The sequence below is a fragment of the Acinetobacter wuhouensis genome (assembly GCF_001696605.3).
GTDB classification, from domain to species: Bacteria; Pseudomonadota; Gammaproteobacteria; order Pseudomonadales; family Moraxellaceae; genus Acinetobacter; species Acinetobacter wuhouensis.
This window is the reverse complement of the sequence record NZ_CP031716.1, coordinates 2976408-2996770: the sequence shown is the minus strand read 5'-3', so window position 1 is coordinate 2996770 and position 20363 is coordinate 2976408. Positions and strand designations below refer to the sequence as shown.

15 protein-coding genes and 8 tRNA genes are annotated in these 20363 nt (G+C 38.4%); 16 read left to right on the top strand and 7 right to left on the bottom strand.

From position 1 onward, the window contains the following. Positions 1-26: 26 nt before the first annotated feature. Positions 27-1742, bottom strand: coding sequence for a proline--tRNA ligase (locus BEN71_RS14895; RefSeq protein ID WP_068975233.1), 1716 nt, complete (start codon positions 1740-1742; stop codon positions 27-29). A gap of 232 nt (positions 1743-1974) precedes the next feature. Then, a complete protein-coding gene (locus BEN71_RS14890; protein WP_068975232.1) occupies positions 1975-2613 on the bottom strand; it encodes a hypothetical protein in 639 nt (212 codons plus the stop codon). A 282-nt stretch (positions 2614-2895) separates the two neighbouring features. Between BEN71_RS14890 and pilG the strand changes: the two genes are divergently transcribed. From pilG to BEN71_RS14860, 6 genes are all read left to right on the top strand, one after another. Continuing rightward, the gene (pilG, locus tag BEN71_RS14885) at positions 2896-3279 is read left to right on the top strand and encodes a twitching motility response regulator PilG (protein ID WP_004827613.1); all 384 of its coding nucleotides are present in this window, start codon (positions 2896-2898) and stop codon (positions 3277-3279) included. Positions 3280-3299: 20 nt separating this feature from the next. Continuing rightward, positions 3300-3668 (top strand): response regulator, encoded by a 369-nt coding sequence (locus BEN71_RS14880; RefSeq protein WP_068975231.1) that lies wholly within the window; start codon positions 3300-3302, stop codon positions 3666-3668. A gap of 3 nt (positions 3669-3671) precedes the next feature. Then, positions 3672-4208 carry a chemotaxis protein CheW gene (locus BEN71_RS14875; protein WP_068975230.1) on the top strand — a complete coding sequence of 179 codons (537 nt, stop codon included), beginning with the start codon at positions 3672-3674 and terminating at the stop codon, positions 4206-4208. A gap of 42 nt (positions 4209-4250) precedes the next feature. Then, a complete protein-coding gene (locus BEN71_RS14870) occupies positions 4251-6320 on the top strand; it encodes a methyl-accepting chemotaxis protein (RefSeq protein WP_068975229.1) in 2070 nt (689 codons plus the stop codon). Positions 6321-6458: 138 nt separating this feature from the next. Beyond that, complete coding sequence (locus BEN71_RS14865) at positions 6459-10934, top strand: hybrid sensor histidine kinase/response regulator (protein WP_068975228.1); 4476 nt, start codon at positions 6459-6461, stop codon at positions 10932-10934. Between the two features lie 8 nt (positions 10935-10942). Further along, on the top strand, positions 10943-11407 hold the full coding sequence (locus tag BEN71_RS14860; RefSeq protein ID WP_068975227.1) for a hypothetical protein: 465 nt from the start codon (positions 10943-10945) through the stop codon (positions 11405-11407). A gap of 106 nt (positions 11408-11513) precedes the next feature. Here the strand turns inward: BEN71_RS14860 and dapE are convergent, their stop codons facing one another. The 3 genes from dapE to BEN71_RS14845 all read right to left on the bottom strand — a co-directional run bounded on the left by dapE (position 11514) and on the right by BEN71_RS14845 (position 13995). Further along, complete coding sequence (dapE, locus tag BEN71_RS14855; RefSeq protein ID WP_068975226.1) at positions 11514-12650, bottom strand: succinyl-diaminopimelate desuccinylase; 1137 nt, start codon at positions 12648-12650, stop codon at positions 11514-11516. Between the two features lie 153 nt (positions 12651-12803). Beyond that, complete coding sequence (locus BEN71_RS14850) at positions 12804-12944, bottom strand: entericidin A/B family lipoprotein (RefSeq protein ID WP_068975225.1); 141 nt, start codon at positions 12942-12944, stop codon at positions 12804-12806. A gap of 196 nt (positions 12945-13140) precedes the next feature. Continuing rightward, complete coding sequence (locus BEN71_RS14845) at positions 13141-13995, bottom strand: DUF1853 family protein (protein WP_068975239.1); 855 nt, start codon at positions 13993-13995, stop codon at positions 13141-13143. A 232-nt stretch (positions 13996-14227) separates the two neighbouring features. Between BEN71_RS14845 and BEN71_RS14840 the strand changes: the two genes are divergently transcribed. The 10 genes from BEN71_RS14840 to BEN71_RS14795 all read left to right on the top strand — a co-directional run bounded on the left by BEN71_RS14840 (position 14228) and on the right by BEN71_RS14795 (position 16631). Beyond that, positions 14228-14623 (top strand): YbaN family protein, encoded by a 396-nt coding sequence (locus tag BEN71_RS14840; protein WP_068975238.1) that lies wholly within the window; start codon positions 14228-14230, stop codon positions 14621-14623. Positions 14624-14906: 283 nt separating this feature from the next. Then, positions 14907-14982: transfer RNA gene (locus BEN71_RS14835), tRNA-Val, on the top strand. A 23-nt stretch (positions 14983-15005) separates the two neighbouring features. Then, positions 15006-15082, top strand: a tRNA-Asp gene (locus BEN71_RS14830). A 45-nt stretch (positions 15083-15127) separates the two neighbouring features. Beyond that, positions 15128-15204 (top strand) — tRNA-Asp (locus tag BEN71_RS14825). Positions 15205-15329: 125 nt separating this feature from the next. Beyond that, a tRNA-Val gene (locus BEN71_RS14820) sits at positions 15330-15405 on the top strand. Between the two features lie 32 nt (positions 15406-15437). Further along, a tRNA-Asp gene (locus BEN71_RS14815) sits at positions 15438-15514 on the top strand. Between the two features lie 179 nt (positions 15515-15693). Beyond that, a tRNA-Val gene (locus tag BEN71_RS14810) sits at positions 15694-15769 on the top strand. A gap of 30 nt (positions 15770-15799) precedes the next feature. Beyond that, a tRNA-Asp gene (locus BEN71_RS14805) sits at positions 15800-15876 on the top strand. Positions 15877-16007: 131 nt separating this feature from the next. Further along, positions 16008-16083 (top strand) — tRNA-Val (locus tag BEN71_RS14800). A 74-nt stretch (positions 16084-16157) separates the two neighbouring features. Then, on the top strand, positions 16158-16631 hold the full coding sequence (locus tag BEN71_RS14795; RefSeq protein WP_068975852.1) for a DUF2750 domain-containing protein: 474 nt from the start codon (positions 16158-16160) through the stop codon (positions 16629-16631). Between the two features lie 46 nt (positions 16632-16677). Here the strand turns inward: BEN71_RS14795 and BEN71_RS14790 are convergent, their stop codons facing one another. Both BEN71_RS14790 and BEN71_RS14785 read right to left on the bottom strand, forming a co-directional pair. Beyond that, positions 16678-17463, bottom strand: coding sequence for a YdcF family protein (locus BEN71_RS14790; RefSeq protein WP_068975851.1), 786 nt, complete (start codon positions 17461-17463; stop codon positions 16678-16680). A gap of 151 nt (positions 17464-17614) precedes the next feature. Beyond that, on the bottom strand, positions 17615-20254 hold the full coding sequence (locus BEN71_RS14785; protein ID WP_068975850.1) for a PepSY domain-containing protein: 2640 nt from the start codon (positions 20252-20254) through the stop codon (positions 17615-17617). Between the last annotated feature and the right edge of the window lie 109 nt (positions 20255-20363).

Below are 20363 nucleotides of genomic sequence, written 5' to 3'. Positions count from 1 at the left end.
AGCGGGATTTTTATTTTAATAAGATATTATTTTGCAATTGTAGCCAATAATTCTTCTTTAGATAGATTTACAGACTCTTCATCACGACGACCTTTATATTCAAAAGTCCCTGCATCCAAACCTTTTTCACCAATCACGATGCGGTGTGGAATACCTGTTAGCTCAATGTCAGAGAATTTAACGCCGGGACGTTCATTACGGTCATCGAGTAACACATCATAACCCGCAGCTTGCAGTTCAGCATAAAGTGTTTCAGCAGCTTCAAGTGTACGTGGTGATTTCTGAGCATTCATTGGAACGATTGCAATTTCAAATGGTGCAATCGCTGCAGGCCAAATGATTCCTTTATCATCAAAGTTTTGCTCAATTGCAGAGGCAACAACACGTGTTACACCTATGCCATAACAACCCATTGTAACAACAAGAGGTTTACCATCATCACCCAAAACTTTACAACCGAGTGCTTCTGAGTATTTTTGACCGAGTTGGAAAATATGACCGACTTCGATACCTCGTTTAATCAAAATCGTGCCTTGACCATCTGGAGAAGGATCGCCTTCCACAACATTACGTAAGTCATAAACTTCGGTAAATTTCGCATCACGTTCCCAGTTAACACCTGTTGCGTGTTTATCTACTTCATTTGCACCTGCAACAAAGTCTGAAAGCACAGATGCAGCACGATCGACAATAACAGTTAAACCTTTATCAACAAGACCTTGTGGACCACAGAAACCAGCGGTTAAGCCCTTTTCTTGGAGTTGAGCTTCTGTAGCAAAAGTCAGTGGTGCTGCAATTAAAGGATGCTTTTCAGCTTTAATTTCATTGAGTTCATGGTCACCACGTAAGAATAATGCAACAACAGGAGCTGCTTTCCCTTCTTCTGCAACACCTTGAACAAGGAGTGCTTTAACAGAATGTGCAGGGTTAGAACCTAAGAAAGCAGACACATCATCAATGGTTTTTTGATTTGGCGTATCAACAATTTTTAATTCTTGTGTCGGTGCAGTGCGTTCGCCAACGAGCACTGCTTCAGCCATTTCAACATTGGCAGCATAATCTGATTCGGTAGAGAATGCGATATCGTCTTCACCACTTGAAGCAAGCACATGGAACTCATGTGAACCTGAACCGCCAATTGAACCTGTATCTGCTTGCACAGGGCGGAAGTTTAAACCCAAGCGTGTGAAGATACGGCAATATGTGTCATACATGACATCATAGGTTTCTTGTAAAGATGCTTGGTCTACATGGAAAGAATAAGCATCTTTCATGATGAATTCACGTGAACGCATTACACCAAAACGTGGGCGAATTTCATCACGGAATTTCGTTTGAATTTGATAAAAATTCATTGGAAGTTGTTTATAACTTTTAAGCTCATTACGTGCTAAGTCAGTAATCACTTCTTCATGCGTAGGGCCAAGAACAAAATCATTGCTATGGCGGTCTTTAAAGCGTAAAAGTTCAGGGCCATATTGTACATAACGACCAGATTCTTCCCAAAGTGATGCGGGTTGAGTGACTGGCATTAAAGTTTCCAATGAACCTGCACGGTTCATTTCTTCGCGAACAATCGCCTCTACCTTATTGAGCACGCGTACACCCATCGGCAACCAAGAGTATAAACCTGAAGCTAATTTACGAATCATCCCCGCACGTAACATAAGCTGATGTGAGATGACCTCAGCATCATTTGGGGTTTCTCTTAACGTTGCAAATAAAAAGCGACTCGCGCGCATGGAAACTGTCCTAAAATTTTTAGATTTAAAGCAGAGATTATACGATAAAAAAATACGATAAAAAAATTAGCTGGCTATTTTTGATGTTAGTTTGATTTAAAATTTCGATCTACTCAACTTTATAAGTGAGAGCGTATGATATTTAAGCGTTATAAAGAAATTTCACTGTTTAGCTTACTTTGTTAATTTATTATTTATAATAAATTGGGATGGACGTAAAATAATTAGGTGATTATTCCTGTTTTTTTAAGCGTGAAATAATATCATCATAGTGAGTTTGTGTATTGCGGTACGTATTCTGTAGATTTTCTATATAGCTTTTTGTGCGTTCAATATTTTCTGTGTTGTATTTAATTCGCTCTTTGAGCGTGGTGGGTATGGTCTTACCTTTGCGGTAAAACTCCATTTCCTGTCTTTTTAATGTGATACGATCTGCTTGGTATTGTTTAAGGCTTTGATTTTGTAAGGCGATCTGTTGTTTCAAGTTATTTAATAATTCATTGCGTTTGTTGGTTGCAACAGATGAGTTGCCATATGCGCGTTTCAAGCGAGTATCTTGTTCTAATCTACGAATTTCTGTTGCACGTGATGTGGATTGTTGTAAATCTTTCTCTACATTATAAGATTTTGCTCGTTGAACCACTTGCATGTTACGATCAAGCGCTTCATATCCATGTTTAATATGTGCAGGAGTAACTGATGTGCTGATATTGGCAACCCCATTCTTATCGTAATAACGATACCAAACAGCTTTGGTTTGTGATTCAGCATAGACAGATGCTGAACTGCAAATGCAGAGTGTTGCTAGTAAAATACGAAATATTTTTTTTGTTTTTATATTCGTATTTTGAAGATAGATTGTTCTATTCATTCAAAGTGTCCCATCCCCAAAAAATAAACAATTTGTATGATTATAAAGTTCTTACCACACCATTTTATGGCTTTACAAATTTTTAATAAACAATTAAGTTTCAAAAAGCGATAGAATATTTTTTTTTGTGTGAGATTTACATTGTTTTTAGTTTGAAGTGAGATTTTTGACAGTAAATGTTCATTGATCTTTTTAGTTAAAATATGTTAAAAAAACATGATTAATTGTAAAAATAAATCTGTACAGCACAATTCTATCCAAGCTTACGGAAAGGGGCACTAAATGGACGATAAATTTCAAAATCTAAAAGTCATGGTGATCGACGATTCTAAAACTATTCGTCGAACTGCCGAAACGCTATTGCAAAGAGAAGGTTGTGAAGTTGTTACTGCAGTAGATGGTTTTGAAGCACTGTCTAAAATCGCAGAAGCGAATCCTGATATTGTTTTTGTCGATATTATGATGCCACGTCTAGATGGCTATCAAACATGTGCTTTAATCAAAAACTCTCAAAATTATCAAAATATTCCAGTCATTATGTTATCAAGTAAAGATGGTTTGTTTGATCAGGCCAAAGGTCGTGTTGTCGGCTCTGATGAATATTTAACAAAACCATTTAGTAAAGATGAATTATTAAATGCAATACGCAATCACGTAAGTGCATAACGGTGAGCTTGGGGAAAATAATGGCAAAAATTCTAATCGTCGATGATTCACCTACTGAAATGTTTCGATTTAAAGAAATTTTAGGTAGACATGGATTTGATGTAATTGAAGCAACGAACGGTGCTGACGGTGTTACGACTGCACAAGCAGAATTACCAGATCTTATTTTAATGGATGTGGTGATGCCTGGGGTAAATGGTTTTCAGGCAACGCGCCAGATTTCTCGTGGTACGACAACTAAGCATATTCCTATAGTGATTGTAAGTACAAAAGATCAGGAAACTGACCGTGTTTGGGGCAAGCGCCAAGGTGCGTGTGATTACCTTACAAAACCTATCGATGAAAATCAGCTAATTAATACGATTAAGCAGCATCTTCAAGCAGGATAATGTATGGCAGCAAATGGATTTATCGAATTACTTCGGTTGTCTAAGCGAGGAAATAAAAATTACGCTGACAACGAGAGTGAAGTTAACCGATGGTCAGGCATTGCATTTGAAATGATGGGGCAATACTTTGTTGCTCCTTTAGGTGAGGTTTCAGAAGTTATTTATCCGCCGAAATATACGCCCGTACCCAATGTTCAAGGGTGGGTGAAAGGTTTAGCCAATATTCGCGGACGGTTATTATCAGTTTCTGATTTGGCTTTTTATTTAACGGGGCAAAGAAGCCAATTTTTACCTACTCAGAAAGTCTTATGTATTAGTCATAATGATCATTATGTTGGTTTGGTTGTAGATCAAGTTTTGGGGATCCAACATTTTAATAAAAAAGGTTTTTTTTCTAAAAATAATGATTTAGAGGGAAATCTTCAAACGTATTGCCAAGGGTATTTCCAGCAGCATAATCAGGCTTGGAATGTCTTCTTGTTTAGCCGTTTGTTAAATGATCCACAATACATGAATGCATCAGAAAAATTTATAAACTAGCTTTGACGCCTAATTAGAGTTAAGCGAATCGGGAGAAGCTGAATGGGCTTTAAACTTAAAAAGAAAAATACAGGGGATACTGCTCAAAAAAGTGGTTCTAACGTATTCACGAAATTCAAGTCGAAAATTGATGATTTTGCAAAGTTATTTGGGGAAAGTGACAAATCTAAGCCATTTATTCAAATGGCGATTGTGAGTATCGTCATTGCGATTATTTTACTTTTGGTTTTATTCTATACGGTTCCTCGAAATAACGATTTGACTCGTAGTTTGGGTGAATTAAAACTTTTATCACAAACATTATCGCGTCAAGCAACAGAGGCAACAGCGTCTGGTTCTAAAGAATCAATTGATGCTTTAGTTGCATCGCAAAAGAAATTTAAAGAAAACTTAGAAGTTGTTAAAGATATTCATCCATCATCGAATCAAGTCGAAGGTGTTGAAAAAACTTGGAAACAAGTGTCGTCAGATATTGACATGATCACAACTCACCAGAAAATCATTAACCAATTATATGATACAAACATTGCAGTTGCAGACGTGATTCCTGGGATGCAGGCTGAATATAACCTAATGGTTGACCAAATGGCACGTGATAACATGCCAAGTACCCAGGTGGTAATTGCGAAGAACCAAGTATTTATTGCGGAACGTATTTTACGTTCGATTGGTTCTGTATTGGGTGGTTCAGATAATACACGTGCTTCAGCAGAGGATTTTAATGCTGATACGGAAACGTTTGGTGCGTATCTTAATGCTCAATTAACAGGGAATGCGGAGTTAGGTGTAACAAGAATCGATAATCCAAACTTACGTGAATCTTTAGAAAGTATTAAAGAAGACTATAACGAAATTGTGCAATTAGCATCAACTTCGGTGTTGAAAAACTCAGATCAAATTTTCAAAGTACGTCAAGCTTCATCCAATATTTTTGCTGAGTCTGATAACTTATTAAAAGGCTTAGATCGTCTATCTGTAAATACAGGTGTTGCAACGATTCTACCTGCTTTGATTTTGATCTTGGCGTTGGGTGCATTCCTATTTGCAGTATTCAAATTACTTGGCTTACGTAGTGAGTCGGATAAGGTTCGTGTAACACGTTTACAAGATGAGTATGACCGTAACCAGAATGCGATTTTACGTTTACTTGATGAAATCGCCGATTTGGCAGATGGTGACTTGAGTTCGTACGCGACGGTATCTGAAGATTTTACAGGGGCAATTGCCGACTCGATTAACTTCGCGATTGACCAATTACGTGACCTTGTATCTCGTATTAACGAAACGTCCCAAGAAGTTGCACAATATACGCAGAATACGCAAGAGATTACCAACCAGTTAGCTGAAGCATCTGAGCATCAGGCGCAAGAGATTGCTGGAGCATCTACAGCGATTAACGAAATTGCACAATCGATTGACCACGTATCTGCAAATGCTGCTGAGTCAGCAGAGGTAGCACAACGTTCTGTACAGATTGCAACAAATGGTGCAGACGTTGTAAACCGTTCAATCGAAGGTATGGATACAATTCGTGAGCAGATTCAAGAAACGTCTAAACGTATTAAGCGTTTGGGTGAATCATCTCAAGAGATTGGTAACATTGTCTCTCTGATTAACGATATTGCCGACCAAACAAACATCTTGGCATTGAACGCAGCGATTCAGGCGTCTATGGCAGGTGAAGCTGGTCGTGGTTTCGCCGTGGTAGCGGATGAAGTACAGCGTCTTGCGGAACGTTCAGCATCAGCAACTAAGCAGATTGAAACACTGGTTAAAACGATTCAGACAGATACCAACGAAGCGGTAATTTCGATGGAACAAACGACGTCGGAAGTTGTTCGTGGTGCGAACTTGGCGAAAGATGCGGGTGTTGCACTGGATGAAATTCAAACAGTATCAACGAACTTGGCGGGATTGATTGGAAGCATTTCTGAGTCTGCGAAATTGCAGTCTGCATCGGCAGGTCATATTGCAAATACGATGAACGTCGTACAAGAAATTACTTCGCAAACAACGGGTGCTACCTTTGATACAGCGCGTTCGGTATCTGAGTTGGCAAATATGGCGGATGCATTACGTCAATCTGTTTCAGACTTTAAACTACCTGAATAAAATGATTGGTACTCTATATATGCAATATCTACTGTCTTAGGTAGGTATTGCACAGAGTAGAAAAGCCTTCTAAAGCCATTCGACTGTATTTGAAGGGTTTTAGTCCCACAGAAGGGAACTAACGTAGAAGCCTGAGCTATGAAAGAAATATTAAAACATTTAGTGGAAAACGTCACTTTACCTGAAGATACTTATCTTGATCAGGACGAAGAAATTTTAGATTTTTTTGTAGAAGAGCTCGAAGATATTTTTGAACAGTTACAAATCTCTCTGGATTTATGGCAAAAAGAAGCATCTAAAGATGCCGAACTCGTCAATGTACGTCGCTATTTCCATACGCTTAAAGGGTCTGGGCGAATGGTCGGAGCTAAAAGTTCTGGGGAATTGGCTTGGACTGTTGAAGACACATTAAACCGTGTGATTGCAAATAATTTAGAGCTGAATACTGAGATTCAACAATATGTCAGTACAGTATTTAATATTTATAAATTCAAACTTTTTTCTGAATTTTTAAATAAGCAGCCTCATCATTTGAATTTGGCACCATTGGTATTGTTAGGTCAGCAATTACAGCAAAAAATAAGTTTAGAACCTGCTTTAGAAGATTTATTAAGTTTAGCAACAACACTTAATAGTGCTGATGTGGTGACTGGTTTAGAAATTGCTAGTGTTGAGGTGGTGGCACCAACTGAGTCAACTGAAGTTGAAGCTATTGTTGCTCAAGAATCTGTATATGTTGATGCAGTTGCAACAACTGATGAGAATTTCAATTCTGAAACTTTAGCGATTTTTGTTGAAGAATCAGAAGAGCACTTGGCAACGATCAATGAATTCTTGCATTTAGAACAACATACGCCTGATCAGTATAACCGCTTGATTCGTGCATTACATACACTACGTGGAAGTTCTTCCATGGCGCATGTGGACGATGTATTTGAGGCGAGTAGTAAAGTTGAGCATCTCTTTAAAGTATTGGTTCAAGAAGATACAGAATCATCGAAAAATGAAAATACTTTATTGACCCATTATGCTGAGTTTGTAAGCGATTATTTACATATTCTTAAGCAGAAAGGCGGGGAGAGTTCAGAGTTACACAACATTTATCAAAAATTCAATGATGCATGGGATCGTTATGACTTCCAACATCAATACCAACAAGATCAGGATTCACAAGTGGGCTTAGTTACGCAGCTTGTCGATTTGGAAATTGATCTATTATTGGATGCTGAATTTGAGTTTGATAAGCGTGCGCCTGTTGAACATCCTGTTTATTTTCAAAGCCTGAGTCAGCAAACTCAGTTGTTGATAGAACATACCAATAATCGTGCGTCTCAAGGTATTCATGATTTTAGTGTTCAATTAAAAGAAGCGTATGAGCGAGTTATTGCAAATCCTGCTCTACTGAATACAGATTATGCTTATGAAATTTTTGATAAAGTACATCAAGAGTTTATTCATTTATTTGATACTTTGGCTTCAGGACAGCGTGTTAGTTTAACAGATGAAGTAAAAGAGACCTTAGTTGAATTGCATGACTATTTACTTCAAGAAATTGATGTCAATGTAGAGCTTGATGCGGTTGAATCGGCGCAACCAGAAGTTGCTACGCAGCCGAGTGGTTCAATTGAATCTGCTGGTCGTTATGTTTTTGCAGAAATTAATAAAGATAAACAATCTATTGACTCAGATTTGAGTCAACGTGAATTCGATATGGATGTTTTAGACATTTTTATTGAGGAAGCGGATGAATTGTCGGATGGTATGGATCAGGATTTAAATACTTGGTCTGAGAATCCTGGAGATACAACGGCTTTAAATAACTTGATGCGTTATTTGCACACTTTAAAAGGTGGCGCAAATATGGTTCAAGCCAATAATATTGGTTTAATTGCGCATGAATTAGAAACAATCTATGAGCGAATCATCAAAGGTCAATTACAAGCAACGCCACAAATTATTGAGTCAATCCGTTTGATTCAAGATGACATTGCTGACCGAATTCAATTGATTCGTGAAAAATCAATTGATTATCCAGCAGATCATATTTTAGCAGTGCTGAAAAATATTGATCAACAACGTCCAGCGGAAAGTACATCTGCTTATGATGAATCAGATACAGCGAAGCAACAGTTTGTAAATGATTCAGCTGATGTTGAAGAAATTGAGCATGTGGAAGATGATATTGTTACTGCAATTGAACATATTGCGGAAAATGATCATGTTGCTGAGAGTATTCAAGTTGTTGATGTAGAATCGCTTTTTGATTCAAGTTCAGATTTAGATCCAGCGGATATCGTTGCACGTGAAACCTTCATTGAAGAAGCTCGTGAGTTAATTGATGATGGTTTAAAGAATTTATCTCAATGGTTTGAACAACGCAGTAATCGTAGTTTATTACTTCAATTACAACGTATTGCACACAGCTTAAAAGGTGGTGCAAAAATGGTGCATTTAGAGCAAGTTGCAGAAATTGCTTATGAGCTTGAGAATGCTTTCGAACAATTCGGTTTACATAATTTTAACTCGAATGTTTATGATGGTTTGTTGGAAAGAACATTCCGTTGGTTAGATGCAGCAATTTTCAAACGTGACTATGAAAATTTTGATGGATTAAAATCAAATTTACATGGTATTGAATATGTTGATGTTTCTGCACAACTGCCTGAGAAGTTGGCACGTACCAATTTACTGTTTGAACAAGCGAGTAATGAATTCGTCCAAGGGGATGGTACTGAGCCACCATCAATGTTGGGTGAATGGGATCAATCAGAGAAGGCGGAAGCCAGCAATGAGATGATCCGTATATCTGCTGATTTGGTCGAGAAAATGATTGACCTTTCAGGTGAGAATGCGATTAACCGTTCACGTATTGAAATGGATCTCGGTCAGTTAGGCACAACACTGACTGATATGGAGTTGGCAATACAACGTTTGGCAGATCAGTTACGTCGAATGGAAGGTGAGCTAGAAAGTCAAATTATTGCCAAACATGGTGATTTTAACTCGCGCTATACTGACTTTGACCCATTGGAAATGGACCAATATTCGTCATTAAACCAATTATCAAAATCATTGGCAGAATCAGCATCGGATTTGGTCGACTTCAAAACGACTTTGTCGGATAAGATTCGTGATACTGAAGGTTTATTATTACAACAGTCACGTATTCAAGCTGAAATTCAAGAAAGTTTGATGCGTACCCGTCTGGTACCATTCTCACGACTATTGCCACGTTTGCAACGTTTAGTACGTCAAACTGCATCTACAGTAAATAAGCCAACAGAATTGTTAGTGAATAATACTGAAGGCGAGTTGGATCGTAATATCTTAGAAAAACTGGTTTCACCGCTTGAGCATATGCTTCGTAACGCGATTGACCACGGAATTGAAGATACGGAACAGCGTCAGAAACTTGGTAAGTCATTGACTGGTCGTATTGAGTTGAACATTAGCCGTCAAGGTACTGATGTATTAGTATCATTCAATGATGATGGTAAAGGTATTGATCCAGATGTTATTCGTGCTAAAGCGCGTGAAAAAGGTCTGTTGAAAGCGGATCAGCAACTCGAACCGAATGAAATTTTACAATTCATTTTCCATCCTGGTTTCAGTACAGCACAACAAGTGACGCAAATTTCTGGTCGTGGTGTCGGTCTAGACGTTGTGCAAAGTGAGATTAAGTCACTGGGTGGTCAGGTCGTTGTAAGCTCAGAACTTGGCAAAGGTTCAACCTTTACAATCCGCGTGCCTACAACTGTTGCGGTTAGTGATGCTTTGATGGTAAAAGTTGGCGATCAACAATTTGCTGTTCCATTATCACAAATTGATCGTATTGTTCGAATTTCTCCAACAGCGTTGGAAGAGTATTTTGAAACACAAAATGATTACTTTGACATTGATTTCCAAAGCTACAAATTACGCTACTTAGGTGAATTTACCGCCAATCAAAAAACGCCACGTTTGCATGGTATTGCCCACTCACTTCCTGTTTTATTAATTAAAGGAAATATGGGACAGTCAATTGCGATCTTAGTCGATCAATTGATTGGTTCTCGTTCACAAATTGTGGTTAAACCGATTGGTAAGCAATTTGCGGCGATCAATGCGATTGCAGGAGCAACGATATTAGGTGATGGTCAAGTCTGTTTAATTCTTGATGGACAAAATATTGCACGACAAGTGCAAAGTTCAACTCGTGGTGGTGCGGAACAGTTACAACAAGATAAGCAACGTCATCGTGATCAACGCCGTTTGATTATGATTGTCGATGACTCGGTAACTGTACGTAAAGTTACGACACGTTTACTTGAACGACAAGGTTTTGATGTCATCACGGCCAAAGATGGTGTAGATGCGATTGAACAACTTGAAAATGTCAAACCAGACTTGATGTTACTGGATATTGAAATGCCACGTATGGACGGCTTCGAAGTGACGAATCTTGTACGTCACCACGAAGTACATCGTGACTTACCAATTATTATGATTACATCACGTACTGGTGAAAAGCATCGTGAACGTGCCTTTAGCTTAGGCGTGACCAATTATATGGGTAAACCATTCCAAGAAGCAGATTTATTGCAAAATATTGATGCTTTGTTGACGGTTAAATAGGAGTACTCATGGTTAAAAATGTCGAAAAATCAGCATTAGATAAAATTAGTACCCAAGAGTTACAGCATTTAATTACGGTATCTACTGGTTTTATTGATGCATATATCATTGATTGTTTTGATAAAGCACCGATGTTGTTGCCACAAAATATCGTCCTTTCTGCACAGGATAGTCCAACCCATGTGAAAGTCGTGGAATGGCATGACAAGAAACTCCCTGCTTTTAGTGTCAGTGACCCAAAGAAAACTCTAGGTGTGGCATTGATCATTGAAGGTGAGGAGGCTGATGAGCGTTTTGCTTTGATGTGCAATGAAATGCCAGATTCTATTCGCTTACGTATTTCGGAAGTGGTGGATGCCGAGGGAAGTCATGAAGACAAAACTATTTTGCAGCATGTGAAAATTGGTGAAACAATTTATCATGTACCTGACTTAGATCAAATTCAGCTCCAAATTGGTTTGAAAAAGAAATAAAGTCCTGAGTTTGTATTGATATAAAAGAAAAAGGACGCTGATGCGTCCTTTTTCTTTTTAAAGATTCTATTGATCAGATCAATATTGAGGGTTTGTTTAGATCAAATTATTGAGCTAATAACTCAACCAAGATTTGTTCGTAAATCTCAGCCAATGGCTCTAATTCGTCGATATTCACATGTTCGTTGATTTGGTGAATCGTCGCATTTAAAACACCTAATTCAAGCACCTGAGCACCTGTAGGCGCAATAAAGCGACCATCGGATGTTCCACCACTGGTTGAGAGCTCAGTTTCTGTACCTGTAACATTTTTAATCGCAGTTTTAGCTGCATTGACCAATTCACCTACAGGCGTTAAGAACGGTAAACCAGACAATGTCCAAGAAATATCATAGTCCACAGCATGACGATCAAGAATTTCAAGCACACGTGCTTTTAATTGATCAGCTGTCACTTCTGTAGAGTAACGGAAGTTAAATGTAACAGTCATGGTTCCAGGTACAACATTGGTTGCCCCAGTGCCTGCCTGAATATTAGAAACTTGGAATGTTGTCGCAGGAAAATATTCATTGCCATTGTCCCAAACTGTATCACACAGTTCAGCTAGGGCTTTAGATGCAGTATGGATTGGGTTAATTGCCAAATGTGGATAAGCCACATGACCTTGTTTGCCTTTTACCGTCAGCACAGCATTCAAAGAACCACGACGACCATTTTTAACAATATCACCTAAAGTATTGGTACTCGATGGTTCACCGACCAGACACCATGTCATTTTTTCATTGCGCGCTTCTAAAGTTTCAACGACTTTGACAGTCCCGTTTATCGATGGACCTTCTTCATCGGAAGTAATTAAAAAAGCGATCGAACCTTTATGATTCGGATGCTTTTTGACGAAACGCTCAGAAGCAACCACCATGGCAGCCAAAGCCGTTTTCATATCGGCGCTGCCACGTCCATACAATTTGCCATCACGGATTTCAGGTAAAAATGGATCGGATTCCCATGCATCCAAATGACCTGTTGGAACCACATCGGTATGACCTGCAAAACAAAAAACAGGGGATTTAGTTCCACGTCTTGCCCAAAGATTATCTACATCTTCAAAACGCATATTTTCAATATTAAAGCCAATTTCTGATAAACGATCTGCCATGATGGTTTGGCAAGTATGGTCGACTGGTGTTACTGAAGGTTGGCGCAGAAGCTGTAAACTCAGTTCTAGGGTATCCGAATGGTTCATGAACATTGATCAATTAAGTGAATGAAGTAATATGATAGTGGAAGATAAAACCGAAAGAAAATTAAAAAGACAAAGCATATAAAAAAACTATTTTTTATGAGAAATAAAAAGCCTTATCGATCAAGATAAGGCTTTGTGAATTAAAATTGAAAATTAAAGTTTATTTTCAACTTTTTCAGCAGAGTTTGTGACTGCATCACCAGCTTTAGATACATCTTTACCTACGCCTTTAAAAGTATTACAGCCTGTCAAGATGAAAGTCACAGCAATAGAAGCGAGTAATATTTTTTTCATGCTTATCTCCATGCGTCTTTTTAAATTAGAGCAACTTTAAATTTAACCAAGCATTGAGTAACGCATGTCATTTTTATTTGAGAAATGGTAAAAACATGTGACTTAAAGCGTGAAAATTTACATATTATTCCTATAGGTTCTTGTGGGTGAATAACTTAAAATCAATAAAAATTAAAGGTCTATTGATGTTTTATATCTATTGTTCTAGTGGTAAAGCAATTAAAGGTGGTTGACGATACATATAAAATATTTGGCTTGATTTATCATAATAAAGTCCATTGCACCACCACCATGCATTGTCAGAAGTTGCATTTTGATCAGGGCAAATCCATTCATGACGTTGTAAACGATAGAAATTTGTGTGTACTTCATTACGAATTTGATGCCCCCATTGACCGATGCGCCGTTGTGGATTGATCCAATCGGGCAATTGATCAGATTGTTTATACATAGGTGTATAAAGTTGCCCTTTCATAACAGCAAATTTTTGATCAATATTGAAATCTAAAGCATGGGTAAATTGAAATTGTTTCTCTGAAAAATGATTAAGTTTACGGTGTAAGGTATCGCTGCGATTCAAACCATACCAATACTTCAAACTTAAATCAGCTTCGCCAAGGTAATATTTTAAAGCGACTTCCCAGTGTTCGATGTGTTGAGTCGTACGATTACGTACTAAAAAATCAATTTCACCTAAGGTATTTTTAGCTTCAATGATTTGAATACTGTGTTGAATGAGTTCAAATTGTTGATTTTCTTGATCTTGTAACCAAAACCAAAACAAATATTCAAAGCGTAGTCCAAGACGAGTGCTTTTGAGCTTTTGAACAAATTCAATCAATTCTGTTGGGTTTTGATCTAAGGCATCTAGACGGTGTTTGTATAGATTAAACTGCTGTTGCCAAAAAGCATTATTATGTAATTCAAAATGATTTTTTATTTCTAGCGCATTGGGAACATGTTGAAGAATGTTGGGACTTGCTATGCAGAATGCCAATTGCCGAACAATCGGGTATTTGTAGTACTGCCAAGGCTCAAAATAATCAGTCATTGCCATAAATCCTAATCAAATTAGATACTCAGTCCTGATAAAAAATGAATTGAGCATAGGCATATAAACAAAAATCTCCAGTTTGATGCAAGCCTAATTTGATTTGAGAAACTGGGGGAATCGGAAAATATGAATGCGATCATTTTAAAATATAATGAGTGAATCTGTGTTAAATCATGCAGGCTTTGATGTAGAGCGTTATACTTCACACATAGGCAAATTGGGTTGTGTTATGAAAATTTTGTTTTGGCGAACACTGGTCGTAGTATTTATTATCCTTGGATTTATTGGGGCGATATTACCAGGTATGCCGACAACTGTTTTCTTGATCTTAGCAGCATGGGCAGCGTCAAAAGGGTGGCCTCAGGTTGATGCTTGGCTATTGAATCATCCTAAATATGGTGCAACGCTCAGTGCTTGGCGTGAAAATGGAACGGTACCTCGCAAAGCTAAATGGATTGCCAGCATTATGATGCTCATTAGTGGGATTATCATGTTGTTTACCAATGCACCACTCGCTATCAAAATTTTTACTGATCTAACCATGTTAATTGTTGCTATCTGGTTATGGTTAAGACCTGAGCCAAAACTTACCGTTATTCAGGATGTCATGGAAAAAGTGGAATAAAGAAAAAATAGATGTCGTCTCGCTCAAAAGCATGAATTTTTTATAAAATGTTCGTTAAGCGAATTACATCAGTAGAAACTTGTATAAAATAGCAACGGTTTTTATGAAATATGAATTAGCCAGCACAGCATAAATAGATAAATAATAAACAAAAAAGCTGAAATTAGAGCAAAATGATCTATTTTTTAATCACTCAAACTTAAAATACTTAAAACAGTAAGAAAAGCGTTTGACACACCGTCAGGATTCTCTATAATGCACCTCACAAACGATGAAGTCGTTAGGGCGCTTAGCTCAGTTGGTAGAGCGTCTGCCTTACAAGCAGAATGTCGGCGGTTCGATCCCGTCAGCGCCCACCAAGCTTTAACGTTGAATTTATAGTGCAGCGGTAGTTCAGTTGGTTAGAATATCGGCCTGTCACGCCGAGGGTCGCGGGTTCGAGTCCCGTCCGCTGCGCCACTTAAATTCAAGACTCGTTTGTATTGCAATGTAAATTGTAGAAGTGCAGCGGTAGTTCAGTTGGTTAGAATATCGGCCTGTCACGCCGAGGGTCGCGGGTTCGAGTCCCGTCCGCTGCGCCACTTTACAAGAAGATTGCAAATCAGGTTTAATACCTAACTTGAGTTTTAAGTTTGGTTGTAAGTTTTATACTACGCATTGTGTTTGTCTTGCGTCATAAAATTTGCTTCGCTAATTTTATTCCTCAGGGCGCTTAGCTCAGTTGGTAGAGCGTCTGCCTTACAAGCAGAATGTCGGCGGTTCGATCCCGTCAGCGCCCACCATAATTTATACATTCGTGTATAAATGCCGTTACGCAGCGGTAGTTCAGTTGGTTAGAATATCGGCCTGTCACGCCGAGGGTCGCGGGTTCGAGTCCCGTCCGCTGCGCCATTTATCTTAAATCCTGAGATTGAGATAGGTGGGTTAGTAAGCTTGAAAAGCTTTTGTTTTATTTGATTTGTCAAATACTACGCGCTTTGCTTGTCTTGCGTCATTAGGGGAACCTAAAGAAAAATCATAGATTTTTCTCTTGCGTTCGGATAAAACTTAGTTTTATTCATCCTCACTCAGGGCGCTTAGCTCAGTTGGTAGAGCGTCTGCCTTACAAGCAGAATGTCGGCGGTTCGATCCCGTCAGCGCCCACCATATACTTTGTATCGCACAAGGTGTAACAGTGCAGCGGTAGTTCAGTTGGTTAGAATATCGGCCTGTCACGCCGAGGGTCGCGGGTTCGAGTCCCGTCCGCTGCGCCATTTATCTTAAATCCTGAAGTTAAGATATCTTAAAGTAAGCTAGAAAAGCTTTTGTTTTATTTGAGTTGTCAAATACTACGCGCTTCGCTTGTCTTGCGTCATAAAAATAGCAAAGCTATTTTTACTCCTCAGGGCGCTTAGCTCAGTTGGTAGAGCGTCTGCCTTACAAGCAGAATGTCGGCGGTTCGATCCCGTCAGCGCCCACCATATTTTCCCTCTCTTTATTTATTTAAACTTTTGTGTAAAATAGCGCATTAACTATTTATAAAAATAAATGCTCTATGAGAAATCCATATCAGCGTAAAGCTGCACCTTCGATCCAAAAAAATCCTATTCAAGCTATAGATCAGTATAAAGTCTTTATCGAAACGATTGTTTCGCAAACTAAGGTTTTTGCACTTTATGATGAAGGTTGGGCATTGTGTGCGACACCAACAGGTCAACAGTCTTTAGCAGTTTGGCAGAGTAGAAGCTTGGCACAGTTGATGGTCAAAGATAATTGGAGTCGCTATTCTGTACAAGAAGTTGAGCTTATCCCTTTTCTTGAGAAAATGATTCCTTTTATTCAGCTCAACAATACTTTACTTTCGATTAATTTAACCCCTGAAGGACAAAATGTTTTGGTTTCAGGACATAAATTTTTAATAGATATTAAAAATTATTTATATCAACTTCATACAACTCAACCTGAATTATTTAGACAAAACCTCAATCTTCCCTTACCTCGAAAGATACGTATCCATCACAAGGTGTAATTTGTAAGATTCGTATTCATCAGTAATTTTTTGATTGGGTGAAAATTTAATATTCACCCAAAACCCAACCACTTAAATATGCAAAATACTCTCTTAACCATGCGTTATAACGTGTGGTGATCGGAGTTTCGGCACCGACCGTCACAAAATTATCATAGCCTTGTTTCTTGGCAATTGCGCCTGCACGCAATGTGTGAAAGTCACTGGTGACAATAGCAATTTTTGCATCCAAGCCAAGTTGTTGTGCTTTAAGAATGGCTTGGCTATTTTTGAGATTCAGTTCAGTGCTGGTACTTTTATTTTCTTGTAGAATTCTTGAGGCTTGAATCTGATCACGGTCTTGTAAATATTGAGCCATAATTTCAGCTTCGGTTTTGCTTTCTCCAAAGCCTAAACCACCACTGACAATAATGAGAGATTGTGGCTGTTGTTTGGCGATTTCTCCTGCTTTATCGAGGCGTCTAGCAAGTGTAGGTGAGGCTTTGCCTTGTGTAATACCACTTCCTAATACAATGATGGTTTGTACATGATCTGTGAGATTATTTTGTTGCGCTTTGATATGAATATAGCCAAAGAATGCAAGCAAGCTTATTAACCAAATACTAAAAAGACGCCATCCCCATTGCCAAAATTTCTTTAATTTCAGATGCTGTGCTAAAAATTGTTGTATGCGCTGGTGATTCAACGTGCTAATGATAAAAATCAAACCAATCAGTAAGGGGAGGATAGTACCAAGATGCCACTTTTTAAAAAGTATCAGAATGAAGCCATCTAGAAACAAAATGAGCCCAATGATGAAAATAATATAGCGGAAAAATTTATTATTCTGCATGATCTAACTAGAAAAATTTAAAGTGCCTATTCTAAGGTGTAAAGTGCTCTGCTCGTGTGAAGAATTGATGTTTTTACTGTGAACAATCATAAAAAAACATAAAAAACCGAGCAAATTAGCTCGGTTATTGTGGTATTAATAAATTATACGATCAGTAAACATCACGACGATAACGTCCATCAGCACGGAGTTGCTCTACTGTTTCTTTACCCAATATTTCAATCAAAGCTTGATCAACATCACTCGCCATACCATTGATACTGCCACAGACATAGATCACAGCATCATTGTTGACCCATTGTTTAAGCTGTTCCGCATTGTCACGCAGTTTATGGTGAACATAAACTTTTTCAGTTTGATCACGTGAAAAGGCAAGGTCAAGACGACTGAGCATAGCAGTGTTTTGCCAAGCTTGAATTGTGTCTTTAAAGAAATAATCATGTGCTTGTTGGCGTTCACCAAAAATGAGCCAATTTTCAGTATAGTCCAAACGAACACGGCTATGAATCAGGCTCATTAATCCTGCAATTCCAGTTCCATTTCCAATACAAATAATTGGACGATTATCGGTAATCAAATGGAACGATTCATTTTTACGGATACGTAAAGCCAATTTGCTACGAAGCTGTAGGTGTTCAGTTAACCAACCTGAGCCTAAACCAAGTTCACCTTGGGCATCATGTTGTTGACGGACGACTAAACGCAATACCTGCTGACTTGGAATACTGGCAATAGAGTATTCGCGAGGAGGCAAGTTAGGAAGCTGTTCCAATAGATGATCCATATTGGCAAATGGTTCTATTTCAACAGTTAAATCACGATTCCATAATGCATCTTGGATAGTTTGTTGCAAACTGTCCACTAGAGTATCAGCATGTATTTGATGTTGATTTAAAAATGCTTCGATACGTTGTTGGCTATTGCCCGTTTGAATTTCTGCAATATCACCCGCTTGCCAATCAATAAGGTGATCGGATTGTAATTCGATATTGAATGCAGGTGCACCTAAGCTATTCGGATTCAACAATTCACGTTTAATTAATCGCCATTCATCAAAAGTTTTTTCAATAGACATTGTTTGTAGTTCAAGCTTGGTGACTTTGGCTAATGCCTCGTTCCAATTTTGAATATCAGCTTGATTAGCATTATTTACTTCAATCGTACCGAATAATTGTTGAGCGCCTGATTGTTTTAACCACGCATCTATGCGATGACCAAAACTACAGAACGTTTCAGGATAATCCTGTGAACCGAGTGCAAGTACAGCATAATTTAAATGTGAAAGTTCTAAGTTTTGTTGCATCAGCTTTTTCTCAAAGTTGGATGCTAAGTCTGGTGCTTCCCCTGTACCATAAGTACTGACCACAAATAAAACCTGTTTGGCGTGTTGTAAATCTTCTACAGTGATTTGTTGAACAGCTTTAACGGTTGTTGGTTGGTGAGCATGCTGTAAGCTGCTTGCTGTACGCCATGCCAATTGTTCTGATACACCTGTTTGTGTCGCATAAGCAATGAGCCAAGGTGTTGCATTTTGATCAATGGTGACTGCTGAACCAGATTGCTTTGCTGCGAGGGTGAGTTTCTTCTGCTTACGGCGTTTTAGGTAAAGCATCCATCCTGTCACAAAGAAAAGCGGCATTGCTAAAGAAGCAAACATTGCAAGGAACTGATAAATTGGCCCAAAGAAACTACCACGATGCACAGGTAACATGCTACTCATGATTTTCTCATTGAGTGCTTTGCTTTCGTATAGGTCTAATTTTTCAATACTTGAAGTTTGATAATTGTAGGTTGCTTTATTACGTGCGCGCTCATGTTGTGGAATTTTATCGACAAAAGTAAGTTCGACTTTACCATCTGCTTTTTTAGGAATCGAAACAGTGACGGTAGAGTAGTCACGTTTAATCTGCGAATTAAATCCGTTCCAAGTTTGAGTCAGCGCAATTTGAATTTGTTCAGGTTTTAAACCTTCTTTATCATCTTGTTTATGGTCTGATTTTTTATCAGATTTTACAGAAGCGCCTTCATTCCCACGTGCACCATGATTCTGTTCTGAACCTTGTTTGCCTTTCGCATCACCACCTTTGCCTTTTTGCCCAGCTTGCATTTCAGGTTTAGGTTGTTCAACACCCAATACTTTGAACATTCCACTGCGCCACCAGTCATAAGACCAGTACAAGCCTGTACATGCTAGTAGCAGGTAGAAAATCACCACCCAAGTTCCCACAACCGCATGCAAGTCCCAAAGAAAGTTACGACCTTTGAGCTTTGGTTTAATCGCAAACCATTGCTTAACAGAATGCTTTTTCGGCCAACGAAGATATAAACCACTGAGTACAAAGAAGATCAGCATCAATGTGGATGCACCTGTAATCTGCTTACCGACTTCGCCTACAGTCAAATTACGATGCAGTTGTTGGATAAACTGGAAAAATTCTTTACCTTTAATTTCAGGCAGAATCTCAGCCGTATACGGGTTGACCATCATGGTATAACCCTTACGCGCACCTTCTTTCACGATGTTGATATTTGAGGCTTCTTCAGGTGCCTGTGCAATCGTAATACTGTTGATCTTCATTTCAGGATTTTTAGTCTGAAAATGCTGATAAATTTCAACAGGTGTCATTTTTGCTTTATTTTCAACAGTAACGGTATAGCTATTCGGATTAAGCCATTTTTGAATCGGCTGTTCATAGGAATAAATTGCACCTGTAACCCCCATCAGGGAGAGGATTAAACCTGCTGTGATTCCTAGAAACCAGTGTATTTGGAAGAAAACTTTTTTAAACATGATGCTAAAAGGGAGCGACTTAAATTTGATGTGCGCAAATTATAACTGAATATAAAGGAGATAGAATGAATTTGTAGATAATATTTATTCTCATTATCATTTTTATTAA